The organism is Paenibacillus sp. GM1FR, assembly GCF_002803315.1.
GTDB lineage: Bacteria > Bacillota > Bacilli > Paenibacillales > Paenibacillaceae > Paenibacillus > Paenibacillus amylolyticus.
The window spans coordinates 1-22,590 of the sequence record NZ_MKZL01000033.1 but is presented as its reverse complement, the minus strand read 5'-3'; the positions used below and the strand labels follow the sequence as shown (position 1 = coordinate 22,590).

The following is a 22,590-nucleotide window of genomic DNA, read 5'->3' as shown; positions in this document are numbered from 1 at the left end:
CAATAGACTTAGCTGATTGAATGTGTCGCCTTAATCAACTTCTCCGATATCCTTCTTGGCGACCGAGGAGCAAGTGCGACGGTGTATGAATGTACTGTTAGATAAAGTAACCTTGAGTTACCCACAAAATCTTTCTAGACTTACAGCAACACCGTTTTCATCATTATTAACGGTTATTTCATCAGCGATTTCCTTCAATTCCCTAATCGCATTTCCCATAGCAATAGAATATCCCGCCATCTTAAAGAGGCCTACATCATTATGATCATCACCAAATACAATAACGGAATCCAATTCTACATTATATAATTCACAGAGTTTAGTAATTGCCATTTCCTTAGATGCCAGAAGAGGCATGATTTGTACTAACTTATTATTATCCGTAATTAGTATATTCACTCTACCCTCGAATTTTTCAAACAATCCAGAATTGTGATTATTGCCAGTCAGAAGTATCTTCGTAGCATCATATTGCTTTAATTCTTTTAAGGGTTTTACTATGGGGTTTGATTGTGTGTTCATTGAGCTAATATAATCAAGCTCTCTTAAACTAAACCACTCATCCTTCACTTCCATAGTCAGCTCAATTTGAGGGTCATACTTCAAACAGTAATCAAGAATTTCTGTAGTTACATTAGTAGGGATGGATTCATTAATTTCTATCTTGGTTTCCTTACATATCACTTGAGCTCCGTTGTAATATACAAAAGCCCCGATATCTACTAATCCTTGTGGAAGCAACCAATTAACCGCCCTGGGCGGTCGAGCTGTTGCAAATATTATTCTCATTCCTTTCTGATAACAAGATAAGACCGCATCTACGTTTCTTTTAGATACTTCTTTTTTTGAATTTAATAATGTTCCGTCCAAGTCAAGAACTACCGTTGAATACTTCAATGAATCAACTCCCGATATAAACTTCTTCGTTATTTTATCTACCGTTGTTGTATTCACGAACCCGAGAGACTTAAAGGAGCGACTGGGTCGAAGACTTATCCTCACAGGAGTTGTCTGCTGGATACCAGTTCCTCGATCCCCCACTGGCAGACCAAGAGGCGTAACTCCGTAGCGTGAATACGGTGTTGGCAGATTTCAGGGGCTTCTTCGAGCTACTTTCAATGAATTTACGACTTTCAATGTGCTTGATTAATTAAGATCGAGATATATTCTTCATCTTTAAGCCTTGTCACCTTACAGTTCTCATTGCATTCAAATTCTACTATTCTCTCTTCAATTGTTTTATTAGTACTATCTTTAAATATGTCCTCTCGATCATAGTGAGGAAAAATAAGCTTGTCGGTTACACCTAATGCCTTAAAATCCGTTAAATTCATTGTGTTCATCTGTGGAGTAAAGAAATCGACAATGTTAATATTCGGCCCCAGTAATAACGTTCCTGCACTTACTCCAACTATAATTACATTCTGTGCGGCCAGTGTTTTGATAATTTCATCAGCACCACTTTTCTTAGCGTAATACAATAATGTAAATGGATTTCCACCATTGATATATATAACATCTCTATGTAAGAGAATTTGCGGGTCATCAAATTCAATATCTATAAAATTGATTTGTTGAAATCCCATATCCTTAAACTCTTGCATTGCTCTTTGTGCATATCTATTAGTTTCTTTTCTAGGGGATGCTGTTGTAATAATTGAGACTTTTAATTGAGAAATATCTCCATCAATAAACTTCAGAAATTGATTTTTAATATCTTCAGTATAAAAACCACAAGAGGTTAGTAACAAGCTACTCATTGAAATCCCCGTCCTTAACTAATAGTTTATCTAATCTTTATAATTTATTTAGGCTTTCTCTTGATTTCCTATAACGTTCCTGTATTCACGAACCTCAAAGGGGTTGTCTGCCGAAATTGCCTCATCGGAACCCTTCCAGCAGACCAAGGCTCCAACGGAGCCACAGCTTGAATATTTTGTTAAGTGAAGTTTCCTCTTCTCGAAAAACTATCAATTTCTTTACAATCGATTTTCTAAGTCATTTATTGTATTTAACCATATTGGGTATTCTTCTGATTCTTCCCATAGCTCTTTTAGTTCTGAATCTTTCTTAATTTTCTTAACTGCTCGTTTAGCTTTTGAAATGAGTTTTTTTCCTTTACCTTTATGTCTATTGATCCAGTCATATAGATCCTCTGTATTACTTTGATTATTCAAAATTTCTTTCCCAGGATTACCTTGTAATGCTACAAGGATCTCAATTGCGCCTAAAGCATTGGAAGCTAAATCTGACTCAATATAATCTTCTTCTAATACTTCTTCAATCGTCTCTTCAATTAAATCGATGTCATCAGAATCAAGTAAATCTGCCTTCCAATCTAATACATCATCGTTCTCGAAAATTCCAGTTCCCCATGCTCCCATCAATTAACCTCCAAAAAGTGTCATTATGTTTTAAAGCTCTTAGGGACATAACGTTCCTGTATTCATGAACCCCGAAGGGGGTGTCTGCTTAAATTCCTCTCCGAAATCCTTGCAGACCAAGGCTCCGTGAGGAGCCGCTACTTGAATATGATGATGTTATAGGATGTCAGCGTCTTCTTCGAAAATACTTACACAAATATTCCACTTCCCATGATGTTAAATATATTTTTTCAATTCAAGTAAATCATCAATAATATAATCTGCTTGTTTAAGCTCCCATTCTTGGGCAAAGTCAAATCGACAACCAAAAGCCTTCAATCCATTGTTTTTTGCTGCATTGATATCAGAGATCCTGTCGCCAACTACAGCAGCATTGTTGATGTGATATTTCATAAGGATAGATCTGACTAAGTCATCCTTATTCTGAGTCTCTATTTGTTGGATGCTAAAGGTTTCTGTCACCCAATTATTTAACTTGTAACAGTTAACGATAGCATTGAGGTACTCGATTAGTCCATTACTTGCAATAAAAATTAAGCAACCTTCCTGTTTTAAAAAATCAAAAACTTCTTTGACATACGGATAAAGCGCACCTTTGCCATAATTAATATTTGCAATTAACTTCTCCAAGAAGATTTCGTCTACAATTCGTCTGATTTCATTTGAATGGTTCGGCAATAACGTTTCCCAAACTACTGGTAGAGGAACTCCCATAATTTCACGATATTTTTGAGTTGGAGTTTCACTCGACCATTCATTACGAGACCTCAAGACAGAAAACGTTTCTTCTAACGATAACTCTAAGATTTTGTTTGTTTGAAATAGTGTACCATCCATATCGAAAATAACCGCTTCCAGCATGATTTCACTCCTATTCAGAGTTTGAATAATTTATTTTGTATTTTTATACGCTGATTTACTATAACGTTACTGTATCCACGACACCCCACCGACTTAAGTCACGTTAGGGGCGAACGCGATGCGGTTAGTCGGTGCGGATGTGTCCGCCCGCCTGATTCCACTTTCCTGCCAATTCCCTCTGGGCTGACCCTGGGAGCGTCAGGCCCCAAAGCTTGGATGTGATGTTATCTGACGTAAACCTCTACTGTGAATTAGCTATAATCTTCTTCGTTAAGTTAAACTCATGGCGGCATTCATAGTAATAACTTTTGTATTTATATCCCCCTGCTTTAAATACAGGCTTATGTTGATACCACACTACAATTAGCGTTCCTTCAAAAAGGATTCTACGAAGGATATAAACTATTCTGTTAAAGAAAACGTTTCTATTTTGAGCAAATTTATGAAGTGTTTCAGATTGAAACTGAACATGTTTCTCCTCATCACTTAAAATCTGATTACATAAATCGATTAATACTTCTGACTTTGTAGATTTTTGCAAAGCTTTATAGTACAACTTAGCAATGATCTCAGCGGTTAATAGAACAATGACTGATTGTTCTAGACTCGCATATAGACGTAATCTTCTAAATACATTGTCCACCCAATGTCTACGAAGGAGTGGGATTCCCTGTACCTTCATAAATCTGCCTAGATCTCTAGCGTGTCTCTGTTCTTCTTTAATGAATTCTATAAGTGCTTCATAGTAATCCTGATCTTGTGTCTGATGTACATATTCTTGCGCACGTTTAATTAGATGTTTACCTTCAGAGTTTTCTCCTAATTGAAACTGTTGAATTGACTTAATAATTATTTCTCTTTCATTAGTTGTTAATTTATAGTTGTCATCCCAATGAATATATTTGAGGTTTTGATTATTTCTTCGATAATATTGAACCCATTTCGAGAAAGTGATATTCATTATTTACTCCTAAAATGTAATAGTTTTATGTCAAATAACGTTGCGCATTTCTGACGTCCAAACGGCTTAAGGATCGGAGGTCCGGGTGGCTCTGCCACTTAGCCGGCTGGATGTGTCGCCTGATTCCAATTTCCTGTCATTCCTCTTTGGGCAGACCGAGGAGCGTCAGCGACGAAGCAAAATGCATTGTTATACGCTACCTCTTCTTCTTCGATTCCACATCCTCATAGACACTTGTGTGTTTCATGTATTTAATATGTCTTTACGTGTTTTATCTTTTGGTTCTATCTTTTGCTCCTATCAAATCCGTTTCCGCATAGGAAAGATCCCCTCATTTACTCTCGTACGCCTTCAGCAGTATCAACTTTGGTTTGTGTAGTAACTTCATCCAATGAACGCTAGCCTTATAAGAGGCTCGTGTTCCTCGGACCGGAGATTTGCCGATGGCTTCATTCAGATTCCTGCTCACGTTGGACACCCCTGCCTTAAGCTGTGGCTTACTTCTAACCTCACCATTCGGGACTTAATCCTTGATATAGAATACATGCTGAACGCGCAATCAAAATTTAAGAGGATTGTTGTCCTCCCTTTAATTCGCAATAGACAAATATGTATTAATGACATGCACAATACCAAAAAGTACTGTTGGTATAATAGCCAGATAATTTTGAAGCCAAATCTCAGCTAATATAAAATATACTACCGGGAGAACGGCCATCCCCAAAAAAATAATCGAGTTTGCGTTGCCTGTAAAATACAATATCCATAGCCCATAATAAAAAATCAACATTATTGCCATACCAATTATATACGGACATCGCATTTCAGATGCTTGTTTTCTTACAACAAATATCAGAAGAAAGAAAAATATCGCCTGACTTCCGTGCTCCAAAACATCTAAAATCAAATGGCTATTTGCATTTTTTCCTGATATATCTGACGCAGGAGTTAAAAAATAAAATATATTTGGTATCATTGGCAATAAAAAGATGATCAGACCCTTCCATGAAAAACCAAAATGATAATTCATTTGATCCTCTCTTTCGCAAATAGAAATATTCTTTAGTTTGCACTTTATTATGAATCCGCTTCTCTGGTATTCCTCTTGATGACCAAGGAGCATAACTATCGATGTGGAAATTTATTGTTATATGGTACACCTTCTAATATTCCGTTCATCCTGGTTTTCAACTGCTACGTTGTAAATGTATTCTTTCACCTATATTTATTATTTGTTATTAATTGGTTGCATGGTTTAACATTCTTAAGGGGTTGCGTATAACGTTCCTGTATTCACGACCCGACGTATGTCGGGTGTTCGGCGAATGCCGGGCCAAGGACGAATGTCCGCAGTGTGAATATAATGTTATAGGATGTCATCTGCTTCTTCGAATCACTTATTTCTCTTATACCATTCCCTTTATATCAACTATATTTTTCTTTTAATATTTCTATATATTTGAGTGGGATTTCTGTGATTTTCAAAATGTCTGATACTTCAAATCCCAGTTTTAAAGCGCTTCTTGCAGTCTTCAAATTATGCTTTACTTTAATCATCCGATCTTTAAGTAATACGTCTCCAAAATCCAGGTAATCATCAGCGATCTCACCGTTCAAAAAGAACTCTATATCATAAGTGCCTATTTGCTCTTCTATGTAAAAGATATTAATCGAGCAAAATACCACGGCTTCTGTTGTATTAAAACTATATTTTAGGTATATGGCACGCTCTTCAAGACTTATAAATTCATCATATAACTTTCCTATAAAAGTATCATGATAATCGCTTTTGTTCTCGTCACGCCACTTCCTATAGGTTTTCCAGTAATGTTCTTTCGTGCGTTTCATCGCACTATGCTTACTGTCCCATTCAAGTAGAATGTCTTTATTCACTCAATCACTTCTCCTCAAAAAATATGTTAAATAAAACAAGTTCTCTTTGTGTGTTTGCTGATTTCCTATAACGTTCACTGTATTCACGACCCGACGTATGTCGGGTATCCGGTGAATGCCGGATCAAGGGCGTATGCCCGCAGCGTGAATATGATGTTAGATGATGGATAAGTCTTCGTTGAGTTGCTCTCCAAATGTTCAATAGGCTCTTTTATGATTGACACAAAAGTATTTAATCCCAGTCCAAATATGCTTGTATTTCTAATTCTTCGTCCTTACAGTCAGGACACTTTAGAAAATTCTCTTCTATTTCATCTAGCAAAGGCTTTTTAGGCATTTGCATATGACAACATGGACACTCAAAGTTATTTGTATAAGAATAATCTTTTGATGTTATATGCAGAAATGTACGATTTAATAAGTATCCACATTGTTGACAAACATAAAGCCCGTCATAACATTCAAAACTTGTATCTTCTTCATTCATATATTTTAAGATTTGTTGCCGCCCTTCTTCTTGTTGATACCATTCCAAAATACTTTTCAAATCTAAGTAGTTAAAACCAATTCCTAAAGAAACATTTTGATTGTAAGAGCACTGTTTGCAATTTATTGTATAAGCCACTCCCATATAAATAACCTCTCTCTTAAGAATGGATTTTACTTATCTTTCAACTAACGTTCCTGTATTCACGACCTCGGCGAATGCCGAGGTGTCTGGCTGCCTTTACTCCCTTGAAATCCTTCATGTCAGACCAAGAGCGAATGCTCACAGCGTGAATATTATGTTAGGTGATGTCTGGCTCTTCAGTGGCACACCTAAGGGTTCTTAATGTCATTCTTGTTTCATACTTACAAATAGATCCCTAAGTGCATTTGGCACTAATTTCACGCTTAAATTGTTTAGTAATTTATATTTGATAATTAAAGCATGAAATTTTGAACCTTCATCTGTAAGTGAGTTATAAAACAACAAAAGTAATTCATCAGTTGAAAGTTGTGCTCGGATGATTCTTATATATTTTTTTCTTTCCTCAAATTCACTGTTATTGTCGTTTTCAAGTTCAGCACTTTCATCTATCAACTTAATAATGTGATATAGATTTCTGAAATAATGACCTAACTCACCTTGATTCTCTTGATAAATATTATTATATTTTTGTTTCAACGACCTCAGATCCAACGTATCTGACCATTCATATGAAACTAACGGCCGTGCAATATTAGATATGTATGCTCTACCCCGTATTATTTTGGATGTATACTGAGTTTCTGTATAGCTTTTACTATATGATTCTATCTCAGTATGTTCAATACTATTAACAATACTGTGATGTAATGAGACCATTTGAAAGAAAGTATTTTCAAACCGCTGTCTCGTTAACGTTTTGTTTTGTTCTTTAAACTCTTTCCTTGTTAAATTCATTTCTTCACGTGTTGCTTGAAGTTCTTCCTTTTGAGCAAGAAAGGCTGCTAATAAAATGATAAAACTAGCAAGAGTAATAATTGGCGTCGATGTTCCACCAATCCAATCACCAACAGGACCAAATTCCTTATATGTTTCATATCCATCTTTGTCTTTAAAGACCCAGCCAATTAAAATAGGATTAATGAATCCCCAAACACCAATAATAGAAGCTACGATTATGAGAAGCTGATAAAGTTTATATTTTCTCTTTTCTTCCATGCTTAAGTCTCCTTAATTTTTTTAATCTTTGTCAGATTTCCTATAACATCATCTCTACGAACTTCGTAAATACCTCTCTTTTCAAACAATATCCGAACTACATATAATATAACCCAGATTAATCCATATGCGAAGTCACGAACATACTCAAAAAAAGCAGCCCCAGTGCGAACTACTCCATTCGTTAGACATAACTAACCTGTTGGATGCAGTTTAACATTTGGGCTGCTCTTTCTTCACTCAACAATAGAAGAATTACGGACAATCTTTAGTGATCAACCTTTGCTCTCCTTCACCTAAAACATTTACTTGGCTCCGCTACTCCACACCACGCGCTCGCTCATCGCTTTATGTTGTGCAATCAGACAGAGTTCTGCCGCTTTGAATGCATGTTCCTGTGTCATAGCGGTCTCGGTCCGGTCCAGACAATCGCGAATGAGTTGACCAAAGAAAGGATAACCAACCTTGCCTTTTACATTGTAGCGGTACTCCCCTTCATGATTGACCAGGTACACCTGATCCCCCTGAGGTTCCCTTGCGATGTCGATATACTTCCGCAGCTCAATATAACCGTCCGTTCCCAGAATAACTGTACGCCCATCGCCCCATGTGCCCAGACCATCCGGTGTGAACCAGTCCACTCGGAAGTAACCGGACGCTCCGTTGTCACCAATCAGAGAAGCTTCACCGAAGTCTTCCAGTTCCGGGAACTGTGGGTGATTGAAGTTATGCACACGACTGAACCCTACCTCAGCGTCCGTACATGATGCAAACGTCAGGAATTGTTCGATCTGGTGACTCCCGATATCACATAGAATGCCGCCATACTGCTCATGCTTGAAGAACCAGTCGGGTCTTCCTCCGGCATTTAAGCGATGTGGGCCTGTACCCATAACTTGCACTACTTTGCCGATTGCCCCTTGTTCAATGAGCTGTCCGGCATAAATCGCACTTTCCACATGCAGCCGTTCACTGTAATACACCATGTACTTCTTGCCCGTTCGCTTCACTTCTTCTCGTGCAAGGTTTAATTGCTCCAGCGTGGTGAACGGGGCTTTGTCTGTAAAATAATCCTTGCCCGCGGCCAGAACCCTCATGCCAAGCGGCGCACGATCTGAAGGGATCGCTGCACTTGCCACCAACAACACCTCATCGTCTGCAAGCACCTCCGCTTCAGATCCAGCGACTTGAGCCTGTGGGAACTGCTTCCGAAATGCCTCTACCTTCGCCGGGTCCGGATCATACACCCACTTGAGGGTAGCACCAGCCTCCAACAATGCCCCAACCATGCCGTAGATGTGTCCGTGATCCAGCGCAACAGCAGCAATCGTGAACTCACCCGGACCACATACGACCTCTTTTGTAACACTTTTTGGTGCATAAAACATTCCGTCTTTAGCCATGTCATCCCATCCTTATTATAAAATGTTGATTACAATGAACTCGTCTTACATAACAAATCGTCTTCATTTAAACGTCTGACTCAAATCAGCAGGTTGACTGCCACTGAATGCCTTGTCTTTCTTCGTCGTTGATCCAGCAATGCGTTCCTGCAGATGCTCATAGAACAGATCCTCATCGATCGGCAGATCCACCCAGTTATCCGTCCAGGTGGACAGCAACATAGCGTTCGATAACGTCAATCCGTGTATACCATCCTCACCGGGAGCAATAAGTGGTACGCCTGTACGAATCGCATCAACCCAGTTACGAATCAGACCCGGGTGCCCCGTTTCCACACCTGTAATCGGGATTTCACATTTCCAGCATTCTGGCTGTCCAAAACCTCCGGTAAACCGCTGATTGAATTCAGGCTCAGATTCCCGAAGTCGCCAGAACGTAAGTTTTCCATCTTCGATCACGATTTTACCCCGGTCTCCGTTGACCTCGAATCGATTGGTACCCGGTGCTTCGCCAGTAGTCGTTACGAAGACACCTGTTGCTCCATTTTCATACTCCACATAAGCCGTTACATCATCTTCCACTTCAATGTTCCGATACTTGCCAAACGAACAGAAAGCACGCATTCGTACCGGCATCATGCCGACGGTCCACTGCCACAGATCCAGTTGATGCGGGTCCTGGTTAATCAGCACACCGCCACCTTCACCTGCCCAGGTTGCCCGCCAGCCGCCGGAATCATAATAACTCTGGGATCGATACCAGTTCGTAATAATCCAGTTGGTACGCCGTACCTCGCCCAGTTCCCCTGAAGCAATCAAGTCTCTCAGCTTAATGTATAGTGGATTGGTCCGCTGGTTGTACATCATGGAAAAGACTTTGCCACTGGCTGCGGCCGCTTCATTCATCTTGCGTACCTGTTTCGTATATACACCGGCCGGCTTCTCGATCATGACATGCAAGCCATGCTGGAAAGCCTGAATGGCCTGTTCCGGATGATCATAGTGCGGCGTTGCAATAATGACCGCATCAATCGTACCCGAAGCTATCATCTGCTCTGCATCCTGCCAATAGGTGACCGTTGCCGGAAGGTGACTGGATACCCAGCTCTCCATCTCTCTTCTTACATCACATACGGCGACCAGCTCTGCACCGGGTACTTCTCCAGCCACCAACGTTCTGGCATGTGCTGCTCCCATGTTTCCTATACCAATCACCGCTACTCGTACGATACTCATGACTGCTCCTCCTCGTCCACACGACGCTCAATTTCGGCGAAAACGTCTGCAAAATGCTGTAACATCGCCTTGGATTCCAAGGCACCACTAAAGTCCTCTATTCCGTAATATCCGTCATACCCAACGGCACGAAGATCCCGCACCATCTGTACCCAATCCACCATGCCTTCAGTCAGCGGTGTCCAGTGACATTTCCAGGCCGTATTCAGAGCCACTCCGCTGCTCTTCTCAGCCACCTTAGCCTTTTGCGAATCTTTCCCTTCTGCTTCAAACCACCCGGCATTTTTTACATGTACATGAGCCAGATAAGGGCCCAGCAACTCAAGTCCCATTCGATGATTCTCATATCCTTCATGCACCATATTGCCTGGATCGTACAATACACCCACATGCTGCGGGTCGAGCGATTGCACAAGCCGATAGGCCAGCGATGCCGTCGGTGCAATCGTCTGGTGATGTGTCTCTACAATCGCCTTGATGTTGTACTGTTTGGCCAAATCCTGTACTTCGCTCAGGTAATCAACGGCTTTACGATACAACTCAGGATAACTGGTCTTGCGATCATATCCAGGGACACCAACACGCATCATAGATGCTCCTAAACCAGCCGCAGCCTGAAACGCCTGTTCGGTGGCAGACAGATCATCACAGTTCAGATACGGTACAAGTGCAATGGATTTTCTACCTTGCCCTAACGCTGCTTCACGAAAAACAGGAACCTGTTCCTCCCAGCGACTCGGATCTACCGAGCATCGATTATTTCTCCAGTAAGAAGGCTCTTCAGATATAGCATCTTCAGGTATTCCACGGAATCTCCACTCAATTCCATCAATCCCCGCTGCAGCCGCAGCCGATGCCAATTCTTCTGCATTCAGATCAGGGGTAGCCACGGTGAATACAGACAGTTTCATCATGATCCATCTCCTTATGTAAACGTATTCATTTTGTGTCGTAAAGGCATTGTATCACTCCACTGAACGTCACCATAGGGGAAAACGCCAACAGATGAATGACAGATAACGAACAGAGCACATTCCCCATTCAGAGATAACTTCTAAGAGAATGATGTGATCAAAAATCAAAAAAGACATCCCTGGAACAGATTTTAAATCTGCTCAAAGATGCCTTGTACAATAATCATATATATAAGATGAAATTTAAGGAAAAGGTTCCCTATCAGTTATCAAGTCGCCACTTCAGTAGCTGGTTCTGGTTCTTGTACTCGTCCAACTTGCAACCAGCGCATATCTATCTAATCCCGATCAAAGAATACGTGTTCAGCCTGTATTTTCCCCTGATCTATTGTCATGATGCCAAATGAGTATTGCTTCTGAAAACGTTTATCCGTAGGCGACCCCGGATTAAATACCAGCGTGTTATCGACGGTATGCATCACTGGGATGTGTGAGTGTCCGTAGATCACAGCATCCACATGCTGGCCTGCAAAGGTATGAATTGCATTCTGCTCCGTACCCTTTGATCCCAGATGACCGTGCACAAGCCCCAGACGAAGTCCTTCCACTTCAACAATACGGGAATACCCCAGTTTTTCCGCGATTTCGGACGGGTCTGTATTACCCGCTACCCCTTCAACAGGTGCATACTCGCTAAGCAATGGGTATACGCTCCAATCCGACCAGTCACCGGCATGAAGAATGAGATTGGCACTCGGCAGTACATCAAGGAGCCTAACCGGTAATTTCTGTGATTTACGTGAACAATGCGTGTCAGAGATGACTACAATTTTCATATAACACCCCACCTTTCCTTTACCTCTGATTACAATCTACTCTGTCTGTGATGGAACAGCTTGCATCTGAGTACAGGAACGTTCCATATCTTCGAGTGTAATGGATGCAAAGAACTGCTCCACCTTCGCCTCGGCAACCTGATACAGATTAGTCAGCAAGCTGTCTATATGCAAGCCCACTTCACAATCCGGGTTACAATTGCCGTGAATCGGGAACAATGGACCTTCGTCCTTGGCAGCCTGATAGATCATGGCTAATGTGATTTCACTTGATGGCTTCGCTAAGTAGAAGCCTCTTGTTCCAGGAGAGGAGTTCACCAATCCCGCCTTTTTCAGCCCGCCCAGAATACGTCTGACGACGACAGGGTTGGTATTCACGCTACCTGCAATATGTGCAGACGTGATTCGTTCAGGCGCGCTGAGTGACAATAACAACAAACAATGCACACTGACCGAAAAATGAGTACTCATGATTAACCACCTTTATTTAATATAATCCAGGACATGCTGACCTTATTCAGAGAACAGATCCTTTTCGGGACGTGCTCTGATCTTGAGCTGTCGCACACTGTATTCCAGTTGTTTCACAATATCATCCAGTTGTTTGCGATCAATCTTGGTCGGATCTTCCACCGGTTTTGCGGACGACTTAAGATCGCGGATCGTTAACTGCTGTTCTTGCCATTTGTCCATCAGATCTGCAATATTGGCATAGAAACGTTCGTAATCTTTGATGACTAGGTCAAGATAAGCATCTACCTCATCCGGATCATAACCACGAAGTTTATAATTAAATTGTTTTTCATGTATCGATAACGCATCTAGCTGCACACCCAATTGTTTGAACAATTGTCTTTGTTTATCCAATCTTCGTTTCATATGTTCATCCATATTGACAACCTCCATTATAAGCCAAGCCGTAGTTCTATTTCCTGGGAAGAACACACGGCAATTTCTCTCTCTATTTTTTATAACACATAATCCGTCAGATATAAAACGATACAGCCCTATTCCTCATGAAAATGATTGCTTTTCATCCAATTCGGGTAAAGACTCACTACACCCCACAACGGGAAAGGAGCATGTCCTTATGAGTACATTAACTAAAGATCAACATCAAATACTGAAAAACGCCCTTTTGGAGCAACGTGAAAACTTACAGCGTCATTTTGAATCCAGCATGGAAGACGGTGCTCCAGTCGAGTCGCTGAAAGATTCAACCGGTGAGCTGTCCTCCTATGATAATCATCCGGCAGATGCCGGTACGGAAACATTTGAACGTAGCCGTGATCTGGCGATCGACGATACATTAACAGACGAATTCAATCAAGTGAATGACGCATTGGAACGTATGGAGCAAGGTACATATGGAACCTGTGTAACGTGCGGCGAAGATATTCCCTTCGAACGACTGGAGGCCATCCCTTATACCGCTTACTGTATTGACGACACGCCTAATCGGGAGATCAGCAACGATCGCCCCGTTGAAGAAGAAGTGATGACCCTGCCTCCGAGTGGTGCTGGAGAAGGAAGACAGCAACGGGCTGGCAAGTTCGATAACGCAGATGCCTGGGAAGCGGTCGAAGAATATGGTACATCCAACTCCCCCGCAACCGCAGCCAAACGTGATGTGAAGGGCTACGATGAGAACATGTAACTTTGTTATGAACTGAAATGGTAAGCGTCAAAATTGATTGATTCCATAGACTGCTCCACCATTAGCCTTCCTTATCACGCATTAAAAAGCCGCCATTGGGCGGCTTTTTCTAGTTTTCTCCATAGCAGTCTCTCACGTTTGCGGTTACTTGCTTCCATCAATAAGGCTGAACCCATGTATTCCATCCGTTTATTCTTCCGACTCACTACCAGATGATGCAGATTCCTGCCGCTTAGACACAGATCGAGACGTTTTCGGAGTTGCTTTACCCTTACTGGACGTAGCTTTCTTTTTCTCTTTTGCATTTGTCTTAGAAGCAGGTATTTTCACTATAGGTTTAGAGAGAGCAGAGAATAACTGAAAGACCTCATGTTCCCCTTGTCGATTCTCTTTTGTAGTATAGGGTTCACAGAGTTTTATGATGTTTTTATACAACTGCTCTACTTCCTCACGGGTTGCATACAGCGTGATGTCCGAGAGAAACATCCGATCTTCGTTTTCCGCCTGATGCATGAATCGCTGACGACTCTGTTCGAACATTTCATTTAATAATTTGAGCGTCTCGGACCGAAACACCTGTTTCAATGGTGAGTTTTCCTTGTCTTCATCTTCATGACGGAGATGGATCTCTCCGGTGAATGGTTCATAATATTTTGCGATAATCCCATTAATCTCACGCGTGGAAACGATGGTCAGCAGACCAATTTTCTCCAGCTTTTTTACATGATAGTGAACTTTGGCTGGCACCTCACCCATCTGGTCGGCGATCTCTTTAACAGTGGATGGTCTGCCCTGCTTGTTAAACATATTCATAATCTGTATCCGATACGGATCGGAGTAGATTTTAATTTCTTCAATTGTTGAAAGAACCTTGTGCGCCATCCCTGTATCCTCATTTCCGGGGTACCTGTTGTCCATCGATATCTCTATTATAACGTTGCGTCAGGACTTCGGTCAAAACGAGCGAGAAATGACTTGATACAGAAAATTGGCTAATGATCACTTCTGAATATCTTCACAGGGCACTTCGAAAACTTTTGCTAAACAACAGCATACCTGCTGACATGGCAAGCATAATACCAAAAACGATAAACAGAACGGGCATGGTCATCCAATCTGCAAGTGCTCCCGAAGCCAGACTCCCAAGGGGTGCAACACTCAAGACGAGCATACTCTGAAGGGCATACACTCTACCCAGCATCTCCGAAGGGGTAACTTCCATAAGATAGGTGGCCAGCGGTGTTGTAGCCAGCGGAATCCCCATACCCATCAGTAGACAAAAGGCCGCTGCAACAGGCAGTTGGAAGGAAGTCATGTAAGCGGGTAGTGCCGTCATCGCATAACTGAGACCCAACATGACAATACCGCTGATGACCAGCACACTTTTACGATAATTCGCTCCCCTTTGTGTCAACCATACTCCACTGAGCAACATACCTCCCACCATCAGCCCACTAAGCAGACTTAATCCCCCAGCGCCAGCATGCAGCGTTTCAATGACATAGGGTGTACGAAGAACATTAAACGGCATCAGGCAGAAATTAACGAAAGCAAACAGGATGGAGACAATTAACAGTAAGGCATGTTTACGAAGAAAATGAAAAGCTTCCGCCATTTCGGAGAATATACTACTTTTGTCGGATGAAAGAGAATTCATTTTAGTTAATGTTTTATCTTCATTGTTAGCAGATGTTGATACTTCAGGGTAGCCTACTCGGCTCATAATTAAAGCACTTAGCGCAAACAACCCCGCATCAATCAAGATCGTCCAGGCAATCCCTATTGTAGCAATAAGGGCACCCGCCACTGCAAGTCCTGCGAGTTCGGCCACTCTGGTTGCGGAAGAGGACATGGCATTACCCGAAAGCAGCATTGATGGGGGAAGCAATCGGGGGACACTGGACACTTCTGCAGGACTAGTGAAGCATTCCAGCAAAGAATTCAGAATTGTAATGACAAACAGATGCCAGACTTCAAGTTGGCCCAATCCAAACAGCAGAGCTGTAATACCCACCAACAACCCGCGACCGGTATTCGTAATCACAATCACTTTTTTGGGAGACATGCGATCAACCAAAGCCCCGGCGAACAGACCCAGAAGGATATTGGGCAAAAAATTCACCGCCAGCAACGTACCCATCAACACTTTCGAACCGGTTAGAATGTAAACCATCCAACTGTAGGCAATCGAGTCAATCGAATCACCAAATCTGGATACAACTTTACTAAGCATAAATTGCATGTACGGTCTGATTCGTATTAACTCACCCATACCTTGCTTGCCAACTGCTGTGTTATCGCTCATCCCTTTTCACTCCTCAACGTTAAAATATTTTTCATGTTAATTTTATTTTAACGTAAGTTATGCAGAAATCAATATCTCCGTGAAAATAATTTTAACGATAAGTAAGTAAAGTTATAGCTCGCTATTTCTTCAGAGAATTCGTAATCAACACAGGGACTTTTGGGACAACCTTTTTGAACAACCTCCTATAACACAAAAAAACAGACCACATGTGGTCTGCTCAGCTGGACGGATTATATTTGAACTGCCTTTATTTGCTGCCTACTTCTCAACTCGCAATTGAAATCCAGACTGTTCAGCCTGTACCTCGAACATCAAATCACGTACCCGGCCTGCTTCATTCCCCAGTCGTTCTTCGCTGATTTGGTAGTTGGTCCATTTTAACTCTAGTGGAAGTTCAATCGTACCCGTGAGGCAATCCCACAGAGCGTCGAGATTACCGCCATAAAAATCCGGCAGTTTCAGCTTATCCTTTAATTGTTGATGAAGTTCAGTGCTACTAGCAAAGTCTTCTCCATCCAGAATCACGGTATTCATGGCTGCTCCTTCCTCTATTTCAAACGTGTAAATGATGCATAGTGATCTGTCGTTTTGTAGATGAGTCCATCATTGGAGTACACAATTCGATCCGAATTACGGAAGCCGGAAGTATAGTTAATATCCGCTTCGCGCCATGTACGTCCGCTGGCCGAAGGCAGGAGCCCCTCCCGATTGCCAAATGTATCCCCACCGATGCTTTTGCCAGGAGCAACTACAGCCAAGTTTCCTTTTGACGCTACCCAGCCAAGTCCTGTTGCCTGTGATTTGGTAATAAAGTTACATGGCAACGTTCCATTTGCACTCAAATAATTTGCTACACCTGTAAACGTATTGATGATGGTACATGTTGCAGCAGATGCCTTCTGCTGTGCGACTGGAGTGAACTGTGAACCTGTGAGGAAAACAAACGTTAACAACAATGCCAGTAATGCAGTGGATATCAACTTTTTCATCAATCCGGCCTCCCGATCCTTCAAAGTAGATGAACGTTGTCACGATATGCGTTCTGCAAGCTGTAACGGTCTAGTTGTATGTTCTGCTAGATTATAGTAAACAAGTCATCTCATGACTATTTATATCACATCATTTTGGTAGAAATATCAAATAAAGACGTTTAATTTGTAAAATATTATAATTGTAACATTTTAAGACAGAAAAAAGACTCTCATCCCTGAAGATGGAGTCTGCATTTACTACTATGTTTAAACTGACCTGACCTAATCTAATCGATCAATTGCACACGTTGACGAGTTCGAGCCGATTCCAGGCACGCATCAATAACGCGCATGTTTTGAATGGTATTTTCCGGACTGAAAGGTAAGGCCTCTCCTTCAAGCACAGCCGTTGCAAACGTCTCCACCTGAAGCACATAGGAATTCGACACGGATACACGTTCCTCACGGCTGACCGAATCGGTGTGCACAATAATCTGAGGTGGAATATCACTGTTCTCCCAGCCAAATACTTTTGGCAGTTCAATCCGCCCTTCCGTCCCGAGAATCTCCATCTCCGCTCGACCTGAAGCCCACATGCCACAGTCAAAAGTTAAAGCTACCGAATTCGGAAATTCTACCAGTCCAGACGCCATCATATCCACGCCATCATGCTCGTCCGAGAATAGAGCGTGAACTGTCACCGCTTCCGGTTCCTGTCCCAGATACATCCGGGCCGCCGAGATCGGATACACGCCAAGATCGAATAATGATCCGCCGCCCATCTCTCTTTTGAACCTAACATTTTCCTTGTCATCAGCGGTATTACAGGTAAAGTTACCATGGATGGCTCTGACGATGCCAATCTCTCCACTAGCTATAATCTCTTGCACACGTCTGTGCTTGGGATGATATCGATACATAATTGCTTCTGCAAAAAGAACACCTTGCTGGTGACATACCTCGATCATTTCTGACGATTCATCTGCATTCAGGGCAGCCGGTTTCTCACACAACACGTGTTTGCCAGCCTGTGCCGCTTTGATGGTCCATTCTTTGTGCATATGGTTAGGCAAAGGAATATAGACGGCTTCAATGTCCGGATCAGCGATGAGCTCTTCATAACTGCCATACGATCTGGCAATGCCGAGTTCTTCGGCAAGGGTTTCCGCCTTTTCTTTGCTACGGCTGGCAATCGCCAACACCTCACCACGTTCAGACTGCTGGATCGCCGGAATGACTGCATTTTTGGCAATGGTTGACGTACCTAGTACACCCCACTGTAACTGTCTGTTCATGCTCATCTTCCTTTCGTACCGTAATTGTCCTCTTCTGCTTTGTGTAACATGCCGAGACAACGATCCAGATCCGTTTTGACCTGTTTCTTGTATAACTCAGCTTTTTCCGCACCATCATCCGTAAAATGATATAAAACGATTTCCTGAAAATCGACCTTTGGATCATTACCTTTAAGTTTCTTCGTGCGATAAAATACACCCTGTTGTACCAATTCATGTAATGCCCGATATACCTCGCTCTGGGGTGGTACATAACCGTAGTCTTTGAATTCCTGCTTCATCGCCTCCAGCATCTCGTAACCATACCCCCTGTGCTGTTCAACCATCGTAATCAGATACAGCTTGATAAATGCCCGCTGTGCAATCATAAAAGCCACGTTCATTCCCCTCCTGTCAGAACCTATTTATCTAGTATTATAAAACTTATGTTCGGGTTCTGCCATCTTTCTCCGCTTGGTCTGCCTTTTATCCATCTTCAAAGAAGGTGAGAAAGAAATCGTGTGAATACGCGTTAACCTGGGGGAAGCACGGAAAAAGGTTTACTTTTGTGAATTTTTCATGTAATGAAATTTTAATTTATATTCAAAAGAATCAATTTCATAATACCTTTAGCTGCTTCAATCAAGGCTGGATATCGATCGAAACGGTTCAATTTGTCTATATCCAGTTACAGAAATCCATTTTTAGTGAGTTATGAAATTGATTCAAAAGTTGTTTATTTCAGGGCTCAGGGTGTCGTGAGATCGAATTTTAATGACAAGAAAGTCTGTGCAAAAGCTGTAATACCTGTGCTCCTGTATCTTGTGTCCGTATACTCTACTCCCTTATACTCCTGTACAGCTGTGATGATCTATTATGAATTTTTCATATGTTGATGTTTTCATTTATTGCGGACAGATTTCGGTACGGCTCCCACTATCCATTTGCCCCAGCTTACACGCGAGATAAGCCATGTCACTACACAGGATAATGTAAGAGCCAACAAGCAGGTGATGATCATTCGGACGACAGGGTTCCAACCCATAGCAACGTAAAACAACTCATCCGGAATGTAGCTATACCGCAGCATCAACATATGCATCAGATAACCGCCATACGATACACCACCAATCCAACCCAGCAATCGTGTAGCCCTGAGGTTATGCAGTTTTCCGGCCAACTGGTACATGACCATAATGGAAGCGATCAGAAAGAGTGCCATATCAGGGCGGATCAAGCTGACCGTGTAGAACGTAATTTTGATTCCTTCCGGCTTCTGAAACTCTAGCATTAATAAATAAGTAAACCGCAGACCCAGAACAATAAACACTGTCCAGTATATCCAGCGCAATCGATGAATCCATTCATTCCAGTACTGGACGGATAACCCCGCTGCTGCACCAAGTACAAAATAAATAAAGAAATAAAGGAAATTACGGTCTGCATACGTTGTAAAAGCATCTGTCAGCACCGGGATATTCACCCGTTCCATGAACTTGGCGATGTTTCTTAATTGATCCGCAAGTACAAGATACACCACACCAGAAATCAATAATGCGATCAAGCGCCCCTTGGCCTCATATCGGTTATATACATAACGAATGGCTCGCAAAAAGAGCGGAAATAACAGATAAAACTGAATCAACATAATGATGTACCAAAAGTGTGAAGTCGTTTTGCCCGTAAGCAACTTCAGGCCTAGGTCTGGGATGTCATTCCATCCAAATCCGGTCCAACCTCGCGGTGCAAGTGTAAAATAAATGAGTGACCAGATCAGGTAAGGCACGATCACGTCGTTTACTCTTTTTCTCATAAACTTGCCGTAATTCAGCTTGTCTCCCGTGTTATAGAAGAGCACCATACCTGTTATGAATATGAATAAAGGAACTGCAAATTTGGAGAGCATCAGCAGTATGGCCAGTAACACGCCATCCTCCAGTCTCGTTTCCGGGACCAATGAGTAATGTGCGATGGAATGCTGGAGAACCACCGCTCCAAAGGCAATTCCCCTTAAGCTCTCTATTTCTGTAATTCGTTCTTTGCGAGGCATATATTCAGCCATCCTTTCTTGGTTTTGCGATAAAAACAAAGTACAATGAAGCCGTATATTTATTGAACGGAGTTGATTCACATTTCTTTAACAGACAAAGACGTAACCACTACCGATTCCAAGTATGTCCAGCAACATCTGGCTAACGAGCGAACTTTTCTGGCCTGGGTGCGCACGGGTATTGCCATGGCGGGCATAGGCTTTCTTGCTGCCGGATTTGGTTTCAATTCGTCGGCGTATGATCAACTTGCACATATTGCGGCGATTATTACGGGTATCACTTCTCTGATTGGCGGCATATCCATCATTGTGTATTCGGCAGCAGCGTATCATCGGAAGCGTACACAAATCAATGAACAGACGTTTCAGGCATCGACCGGATTAATCCGGTTTCTTACCATGATGCTACTGGTGATTGGACTCGCTTTGGCTGTACTGTTATATGTATTGTTATTCCCTGCTTGACTTGGTAAAAACACCATCCGACATTATTGACACCCACCCATATGCAACACAGGGACAAAAGCCGGCTTCCCTTAAGGAAACCGGCTAATGACCATCTGGTGGATCATATATGTCATTCCATTTTACAGATAATAAGTCATTGGGTTTTATTTCATATTGATTAAATTCGCGGCAAGATTACAGGAATGTATTGTTACCGAATCGCGCTGCCTTGTTTTGAGCTTCCAATCTGCGTTCTTCCATATCCAGATCCGGACGTTCGGCTGGCACATCTCCGCGATGAGCTGCTTCAGCTCTGTCTCGGTTAAGCTGGCTGTTGCCACTGAACACATCATACACATCGGAGTCCCGATCCGTAGAATCTACGAGCAGCAGGATTTTACCATTCTGTACATACTCCTCATACTGTTTAGCGTCCTCTTCCGGAATACCAAGACCCACAAGTCCACCCACCAATCCGCCAGCTCCCGCACCTACAGCTGCACCGGTAAATGCTGCTGCGATAGGGCCTGCCGCCAGAATCGGTCCTATGCCGGGTATGGCTAGTGCACCGATACCTGCGAGCAGACCGGCTACGCCACCAAGGACACCACCTGTTGCGGCACCCGCAGCCACGCCTTCAGGGGCTTTGGTACCTGTCTCTTCCCGAATGGCCTTCAGTTCATCCCGATCCTGTGTAACAACGGAGATTTCGTCTGAAGTGAATCCTTGTGCTTTCAAACCCTCGATAGCCTGCGATGCTTCACGTTCTGTATTAAACACACCTACGATTTTCTTCTGCATAGTGAATCCCTCCTCATATTATTGAGTGGTTCGCTATGTTATTACCCGCCTAAGTTTCTTTTAAACGTTTGCAAGTCAATATACTATGTGTTGATAGTAAAAAATTGCTGAAGTTCATTCCTTATTAATCCTCATCAGGGTGTGCCTTCAAACTCAGGTATGTGATACGTTATTAGGCATGTTCTACGTTGAAGCACGTCGGCGTCCAGAACATCTTGAAGTTTAGGCTGGCTGATCCTGGCGGATTGTCCAGACGATTTCTAAGGAACCGAGGACGTCTTATTTAGCCTTCGGGTCCTCATACTAGTTTGTAAAGAACATGAGACACGTTATTTACCAAAATCACCTGACAAACCCGTTGTAAGCGGCTGGTTATTCAGATATAACGTGTTTCAGATTCCTTAGATTATTACGGGCGCTTCAAATCGCCGAATAAGACGTCACAGGTTCGTTGCTATGAACGTTTTTGTCAAGTCCATCACAAAAAGCTGCTTTTCCCCGAAGCCCTAAGCGCGGGAGTCCATATGCGAGCGACGGTTGGCAAGCTGCTATCCGTGGGTTGGTTACCACATGGTATGCCTTCGTCAAGGAGAGCTTTTACAAGCTAGCCACGCACGTTCAGCCCATTAAAAGCCTAGTGCAAACGAACCTCGTACATTCTCTCCTGAACCTTCCATGAACTCCCGGGCCTAAGGCTCCGGAGTTTCCCCCTTTTTCCTTTTAAACCATCCGTCTCTTCAAGATGAATAACAGATTACTGAGCGTTCGGTAGCTCCAACGTTCGGGCGACCGCCCAAATGAACCCGGTCAGTTCCCTGGCCACCGCGGTGACCGCGACATTTTTGTGTTTGTTTAATCCATAAACTAAACGGCGGAATTTTCGGTGCAGCCGTTCCTGGGCTTTCCA

General features: G+C 42.5%; 25 protein-coding genes. 2 read left to right on the top strand and 23 right to left on the bottom strand.

Features of this window, described 5'->3' with window-relative positions:
- Window positions 1-117: 117 nt before the first annotated feature.
- From PAEAM_RS20200 to PAEAM_RS20130, 15 genes are all read right to left on the bottom strand, one after another.
- Window positions 118-954, bottom strand: coding sequence for a Cof-type HAD-IIB family hydrolase (locus PAEAM_RS20200; RefSeq protein ID WP_165789993.1), 837 nt, complete (start codon window positions 952-954; stop codon window positions 118-120).
- A gap of 179 nt (window positions 955-1,133) precedes the next feature.
- Window positions 1,134-1,760 carry a Type 1 glutamine amidotransferase-like domain-containing protein gene (locus PAEAM_RS20195; RefSeq protein ID WP_100528740.1) on the bottom strand — a complete coding sequence of 209 codons (627 nt, stop codon included), beginning with the start codon at window positions 1,758-1,760 and terminating at the stop codon, window positions 1,134-1,136.
- A gap of 219 nt (window positions 1,761-1,979) precedes the next feature.
- Complete coding sequence (locus tag PAEAM_RS20190) at window positions 1,980-2,384, bottom strand: DUF4259 domain-containing protein (RefSeq protein ID WP_076318565.1); 405 nt, start codon at window positions 2,382-2,384, stop codon at window positions 1,980-1,982.
- A gap of 216 nt (window positions 2,385-2,600) precedes the next feature.
- Window positions 2,601-3,245: an HAD hydrolase-like protein gene (locus PAEAM_RS20185; protein ID WP_100528739.1), complete on the bottom strand. Its 645-nt coding sequence runs from the start codon at window positions 3,243-3,245 to the stop codon at window positions 2,601-2,603.
- A gap of 241 nt (window positions 3,246-3,486) precedes the next feature.
- Window positions 3,487-4,206: a ferritin-like domain-containing protein gene (locus tag PAEAM_RS20180; RefSeq protein WP_100528738.1), complete on the bottom strand. Its 720-nt coding sequence runs from the start codon at window positions 4,204-4,206 to the stop codon at window positions 3,487-3,489.
- A 589-nt stretch (window positions 4,207-4,795) separates the two neighbouring features.
- Complete coding sequence (locus PAEAM_RS20175) at window positions 4,796-5,236, bottom strand: hypothetical protein (protein WP_076318728.1); 441 nt, start codon at window positions 5,234-5,236, stop codon at window positions 4,796-4,798.
- Between the two features lie 395 nt (window positions 5,237-5,631).
- The gene (locus tag PAEAM_RS20170; RefSeq protein ID WP_100528737.1) at window positions 5,632-6,099 is read right to left on the bottom strand and encodes a hypothetical protein; all 468 of its coding nucleotides are present in this window, start codon (window positions 6,097-6,099) and stop codon (window positions 5,632-5,634) included.
- A 232-nt stretch (window positions 6,100-6,331) separates the two neighbouring features.
- Window positions 6,332-6,730: a hypothetical protein gene (locus tag PAEAM_RS20165; protein ID WP_076318560.1), complete on the bottom strand. Its 399-nt coding sequence runs from the start codon at window positions 6,728-6,730 to the stop codon at window positions 6,332-6,334.
- 204 nt (window positions 6,731-6,934) lie between these two features.
- The gene (locus tag PAEAM_RS20160) at window positions 6,935-7,786 is read right to left on the bottom strand and encodes a putative phage abortive infection protein (RefSeq protein WP_100528736.1); all 852 of its coding nucleotides are present in this window, start codon (window positions 7,784-7,786) and stop codon (window positions 6,935-6,937) included.
- A gap of 305 nt (window positions 7,787-8,091) precedes the next feature.
- On the bottom strand, window positions 8,092-9,189 hold the full coding sequence (locus tag PAEAM_RS20155) for a Gfo/Idh/MocA family protein (RefSeq protein ID WP_036670455.1): 1,098 nt from the start codon (window positions 9,187-9,189) through the stop codon (window positions 8,092-8,094).
- A 63-nt stretch (window positions 9,190-9,252) separates the two neighbouring features.
- Entirely contained in the window at window positions 9,253-10,425 is a 1,173-nt protein-coding gene (locus tag PAEAM_RS20150; protein WP_100528735.1) for a Gfo/Idh/MocA family protein, read from the bottom strand.
- Window positions 10,422-11,336 (bottom strand): sugar phosphate isomerase/epimerase family protein, encoded by a 915-nt coding sequence (locus PAEAM_RS20145; RefSeq protein WP_100528985.1) that lies wholly within the window; start codon window positions 11,334-11,336, stop codon window positions 10,422-10,424. The genes PAEAM_RS20150 and PAEAM_RS20145 overlap by 4 nt, the downstream gene beginning before the upstream one ends.
- Before the next feature lie 341 nt (window positions 11,337-11,677).
- Window positions 11,678-12,175 carry a metallophosphoesterase family protein gene (locus PAEAM_RS20140; protein ID WP_100528734.1) on the bottom strand — a complete coding sequence of 166 codons (498 nt, stop codon included), beginning with the start codon at window positions 12,173-12,175 and terminating at the stop codon, window positions 11,678-11,680.
- Between the two features lie 36 nt (window positions 12,176-12,211).
- Complete coding sequence (locus PAEAM_RS20135) at window positions 12,212-12,646, bottom strand: Rrf2 family transcriptional regulator (protein ID WP_017689053.1); 435 nt, start codon at window positions 12,644-12,646, stop codon at window positions 12,212-12,214.
- A 42-nt stretch (window positions 12,647-12,688) separates the two neighbouring features.
- Window positions 12,689-13,066 carry a DivIVA domain-containing protein gene (locus tag PAEAM_RS20130; RefSeq protein WP_017689054.1) on the bottom strand — a complete coding sequence of 126 codons (378 nt, stop codon included), beginning with the start codon at window positions 13,064-13,066 and terminating at the stop codon, window positions 12,689-12,691.
- 199 nt (window positions 13,067-13,265) lie between these two features.
- Between PAEAM_RS20130 and PAEAM_RS20125 the strand changes: the two genes are divergently transcribed.
- Window positions 13,266-13,832, top strand: coding sequence for a TraR/DksA C4-type zinc finger protein (locus tag PAEAM_RS20125; protein ID WP_047842547.1), 567 nt, complete (start codon window positions 13,266-13,268; stop codon window positions 13,830-13,832).
- A gap of 189 nt (window positions 13,833-14,021) precedes the next feature.
- Here PAEAM_RS20125 and PAEAM_RS20120 read toward each other — a convergent pair whose 3' ends face one another.
- From PAEAM_RS20120 to PAEAM_RS20090, 7 genes are all read right to left on the bottom strand, one after another.
- On the bottom strand, window positions 14,022-14,714 hold the full coding sequence (locus PAEAM_RS20120) for an ArsR/SmtB family transcription factor (RefSeq protein ID WP_100528733.1): 693 nt from the start codon (window positions 14,712-14,714) through the stop codon (window positions 14,022-14,024).
- 133 nt (window positions 14,715-14,847) lie between these two features.
- Entirely contained in the window at window positions 14,848-16,137 is a 1,290-nt protein-coding gene (locus PAEAM_RS20115) for an MFS transporter (RefSeq protein ID WP_100528732.1), read from the bottom strand.
- A 261-nt stretch (window positions 16,138-16,398) separates the two neighbouring features.
- Complete coding sequence (locus tag PAEAM_RS20110) at window positions 16,399-16,674, bottom strand: barstar family protein (RefSeq protein WP_100528731.1); 276 nt, start codon at window positions 16,672-16,674, stop codon at window positions 16,399-16,401.
- Window positions 16,675-16,688: 14 nt separating this feature from the next.
- Window positions 16,689-17,129, bottom strand: a complete 441-nt coding sequence (locus PAEAM_RS20105; RefSeq protein WP_036609184.1) for a ribonuclease — start codon at window positions 17,127-17,129, stop codon at window positions 16,689-16,691.
- A gap of 269 nt (window positions 17,130-17,398) precedes the next feature.
- Window positions 17,399-18,406, bottom strand: coding sequence for a Gfo/Idh/MocA family protein (locus tag PAEAM_RS20100; RefSeq protein ID WP_100528730.1), 1,008 nt, complete (start codon window positions 18,404-18,406; stop codon window positions 17,399-17,401).
- 2 nt (window positions 18,407-18,408) lie between these two features.
- Window positions 18,409-18,783, bottom strand: coding sequence for a replication termination protein (locus tag PAEAM_RS20095; protein WP_036609188.1), 375 nt, complete (start codon window positions 18,781-18,783; stop codon window positions 18,409-18,411).
- 503 nt (window positions 18,784-19,286) lie between these two features.
- Window positions 19,287-20,435 carry an acyltransferase gene (locus PAEAM_RS20090; protein WP_165789992.1) on the bottom strand — a complete coding sequence of 383 codons (1,149 nt, stop codon included), beginning with the start codon at window positions 20,433-20,435 and terminating at the stop codon, window positions 19,287-19,289.
- 72 nt (window positions 20,436-20,507) lie between these two features.
- On the opposite strand from PAEAM_RS20090, the gene PAEAM_RS20085 reads away from it, so the two are divergent.
- On the top strand, window positions 20,508-20,900 hold the full coding sequence (locus PAEAM_RS20085; protein WP_243391412.1) for a YidH family protein: 393 nt from the start codon (window positions 20,508-20,510) through the stop codon (window positions 20,898-20,900).
- Between the two features lie 177 nt (window positions 20,901-21,077).
- Here the strand turns inward: PAEAM_RS20085 and PAEAM_RS20080 are convergent, their stop codons facing one another.
- Window positions 21,078-21,683 carry a general stress protein gene (locus PAEAM_RS20080; RefSeq protein ID WP_017689064.1) on the bottom strand — a complete coding sequence of 202 codons (606 nt, stop codon included), beginning with the start codon at window positions 21,681-21,683 and terminating at the stop codon, window positions 21,078-21,080.
- Window positions 21,684-22,590: the final 907 nt, after the last annotated feature.